The following is a 3,534-nucleotide window of genomic DNA, read 5'->3' on the forward strand; positions in this document are numbered from 1 at the left end:
CGCCGTCGCCGAGGTCGGCGCCGACGAGGGCGTACACCTGCTGTGGGGCGAGGGCGGCCATCAGTCGCAGGCTGATGTCGCGGCCCGAGCCGCGGACCCCGGGCAGGTCACCGTGATGACTCGGTGGCGTCACCCGCGGGGCGGCCCGGTCGTTCGGTAAGTGAGGGGTTTCGTTGGTCATGCCGCTCCAACGACCGCTGGCCCGTCGGGGCCGTGGGGTGAACGGGCATCATTGCCGATACGTTGGGTCGATAGTCACTGGTTACGCAGCGTCGCGAGGTCGCGTTCGGCGTAGAGGCGGTGCTGCCACTCCTCGAGGAGCACGGTGCCCAGGCATTCGGCGACCGGGTACTGGGCGGCCGGCGAGTAGCCGGGGCCGTCGACCGGTTCGGTGTCGGCGCCGAGGGCCTCGTCGGTCAGGCCCGTGAGGACCCGGCGGACGGTCTCCGCACGGTCGGCCCGCAGGGCGAGCACCTCGTCCAGGGTGGGCTGCGCGTCGCGGTCCCAGGGGACGCGCTCGTCCGGGTCCATCTCGTCGAACGGCAGGCTCAGCGGGTGCCACGGGCGGGGGTTGCCGAGGACCGCCCGGCTCACCCAGATGTCGGTGGCGAACAGCAGGTGCCGCAACGTCTGGATGAAGGACCACTCGCCGTCGACCCGCTCGTGCAGCAGCGGGGGCGGGAGCTGCCGGGCCCGGTCCACCGTCTCGGCCCACAACGATTCCAGGATGTCCCACGCCTCGCGGAACCCGTCGGCGGTGGCCGGGCGCATCTTGACCCGCTCCGGGTAGCGGCGGTCCAGCTCGGCCTCGATCAGCGGGCCGACGTCGACCCCGTTGACGGTCAGGCCCTCGATCTGGCCGTCGATGGACACCTGGCCGAGCCAGGCGCCGCGCATCCGCACCCGCCACAGGACACCCCGGGTGACGGTGACGTTCTGCAGTCTCGTGTCCGTCACCGTCACGTCGGCGATGCGCAACCCGGTGTGGTTCACCGCCTCATCGTAGAGTCCGGGTCAGCGACCGAACTTGGCCTTGGCCTCCGGGCTGACCGGGGTGAAGAAGTTGACCAGGTTGCCGTCGGGGTCGCGGACCAGCAGCGACCGGTTGCCCCACGGCATCGTCGTCGGTTCGGCCACCACCTCGACGGTGTCCCGCACCCCGGCGAACACCGCGTCGACGTCGTCCACCAGGAACTCGACGATGACGCTGCGGTTGGTTCCCGGCTCGACGGCCCCGGGTGCGATCATCGCCACGGTCCGGGGGCTGCCGATCGCGATCGCACCCCGGGCCGTACGCACCTCGGCGAACTCGGGGTTCGCGAACTGTGCGGGTGTCCCGAGGACCTTCGCGTAGAAGGCGGCCAGTCCGGCCACATCCGCGCTGATGACCCTGATCGACACGAACTCCATGCTGTTCCTCCTGCTCACGTGTGTTCACCGAGCACGGTAGGTGCCCAGGCGGACAGGATCGGTCCGCTTGGCGGTGTTCGTGGACCCGTGCCGTGCCGCGCAGGGTGGGACGGCTCGGTCTGCGGTTGTGAGGGGTGTGGCGCGTACCTCCGAAAAAGCATGACCAGGCACTTCCTTGGGCGCGCTCCCACGCTCGTCGGCCCGAAGGGTCGGAAAAGCACTGCAAAAGGGACCCGAAATGGGCGGACACCGTTTTGACCAGGGTCGGGGAATCGGTAGGGTCAGCGGCGCGCGAGCCTATTCCCCTCGGGTTCGCGCGGCATTTAAGAATTCCCTAATCAAAACTTAAAACAACGAGGTAAATGGACATGCGCGTAATGCGGCGAGCCGATGGGGCGGGCCGGGGACGACGGGTGATCGCAGCGGCGTTCGCGGTCGTCGCGGTGCTCGGGGCCGGGGCCTGCGGTTCCGGCGAGACCGATTCCGGCACGGCGGCGGGCGAGACCGCGGCCGCGACCGACCAGGTGGCGGCGAACGCGTCCCTGCCGGCCAGTGCGGCGGCTGCGGCCCCGTCCACGAGTGCGGCGCCGTCGGTGTCGGCCTCCGCGCCCGGAAAAACCGAGGCGAAAGCCACCGAGAAGACCGGCGCCTGCGGGCGGACCGCATCGGCGGCTCCCAAAGCGAAGATCACCGAGGTGAAGCTGAGCGCGGCCGTGGTCGGGTACGGCGGCGAGGGCGACACCGAGAAACTGCCGATGGCGATCGCCGCCCGGCCCGACGGCGGGTCGTGGCTGGCGTGGCTCGGCACCGGCGGCAAGGTCTACCTGGGCAGGCTCGGCTGCGACGACAAGATCGTCGGGACGCCGACCAGTTTCACCGGCATCGACCTGCAGGACGTGCAGGCCGACGCGACCGGCGGCGTCATCCTGCTCACCCGCAAGGGCACGTGCGGGGACGGGCCGCTGTGCGGCGGCGAGTCGAGCCCGTGCAACACCATGCACATGATCCGGTTCAACACCTCCGGCAAGCTGGTCTGGGAACGACAGGTCACCAACCTGACCGGCGGGAAGACCGGCTACGACGACGGTGCCCGGTTCATCTGGTGGTACCAGCACCACGGTCGGCTGGCGACCGACGGCAAGAACTGGGCCGCCTACTTCGGCGTGGCGATCACCGTGAAGAACGGCGACTGCGTCGACATCCACCAGGGCGACCGCATCCAGGTGGTCAGCTCGGCCGGCAAGCTGGTCAGCGGGCACGCGGCCAACGCCGAGGTGGGGTGCAGCCACGCCTGGACGTCCCGCATCGTCTGGGATCCGAAGGCGAAGAAGTTCGTCGCGGTCTGCGCCACCGACAACGACTGCCGGATCGCCCAGCCGAACCCGTACCGGACGGTGGCGGCGGGCACCTGTGACGGCACGCTGTTCGGCGGTGACCTGGTGCTGGCCAAGAGCAAGGGCTACTGGACGGCGTGGAGCCAGGGCGGCTCGGTGCGGCTGGAGCACTTCACCACCGGCAGGTCGGACAGCACGATCAAGACCGGGGTGGCGTCGAAGCACCCGCACCTGGTGTCCTACGGGACGGGCCGGATGCTGCTCGCCTACGGTTCCGGGTCGTCGACGGTGGTGCGGGCCTACGACTCGTCGACGGGCAAGGCGATCGGCAGCAAGGTCACGGTCGCGGTCAAGGACCACGACTACCAGGCCTTCAAGGGGTACGCGGACGGCAGCGCCGCCTACGCCGCGGCCGGGAGCAGCAGCACCACCATCAAGATCGCCCGGATCCTGCCCCTGACGTGATCCTCGCGGATCGGCAGGCCTCGGACCTCGCGGGCCGGGGCCTGCCCTCGCGACGCTGCGTAACCAGTGACTATCGACCCAACGTATCGGCAATGATGCCCGTTCACCCCACGGCCCCGATAGGCCAGCGGTCGTTGGAGCGGCATGACCAACGAAACCCCTCACTTACCGAACGACCGGGCCGCCCCGCGGGTGACGCCACCGAGTCACCACGGTGACCTGCCCGGAGTCCGCGGCTCGGGCCGCGACATCAGCCTGCGCCTGATGGCCGCCCTGGCCCCACAACAGGTGTACGCCCTCGTCGGTGCCGACCTCGGCCCCGGGA

General features: G+C 70.1%; 5 protein-coding genes. 2 read left to right on the forward strand and 3 right to left on the reverse strand.

Features of this window, described 5'->3' with window-relative positions; genetic code table 11:
• From QSK32_RS45245 to QSK32_RS45255, 3 genes are all read right to left on the reverse strand, one after another.
• Nucleotides 1-181: hypothetical protein (locus tag QSK32_RS45245; protein ID WP_285475552.1), on the reverse strand; the 181-nt coding region annotated here is incomplete at its 3' end.
• A 74-nt stretch (nucleotides 182-255) separates the two neighbouring features.
• Complete coding sequence (locus tag QSK32_RS45250; protein ID WP_285475553.1) at nucleotides 256-993, reverse strand: DinB family protein; 738 nt, start codon at nucleotides 991-993, stop codon at nucleotides 256-258.
• A 21-nt stretch (nucleotides 994-1,014) separates the two neighbouring features.
• Nucleotides 1,015-1,410, reverse strand: a complete 396-nt coding sequence (locus QSK32_RS45255) for a VOC family protein (protein ID WP_285475554.1) — start codon at nucleotides 1,408-1,410, stop codon at nucleotides 1,015-1,017.
• Between the two features lie 413 nt (nucleotides 1,411-1,823).
• On the opposite strand from QSK32_RS45255, the gene QSK32_RS45260 reads away from it, so the two are divergent.
• Both QSK32_RS45260 and QSK32_RS45265 read left to right on the forward strand, forming a co-directional pair.
• Entirely contained in the window at nucleotides 1,824-3,209 is a 1,386-nt protein-coding gene (locus QSK32_RS45260; RefSeq protein ID WP_285475555.1) for a hypothetical protein, read from the forward strand.
• 144 nt (nucleotides 3,210-3,353) lie between these two features.
• Nucleotides 3,354-3,534: hypothetical protein (locus QSK32_RS45265; protein WP_285475556.1), on the forward strand; the 181-nt coding region annotated here is incomplete at its 3' end.

Origin of the sequence: Actinoplanes sp. NBRC 101535 (assembly GCF_030269225.1) — a bacterium.
GTDB lineage: Bacteria > Actinomycetota > Actinomycetes > Mycobacteriales > Micromonosporaceae > Actinoplanes > Actinoplanes rectilineatus.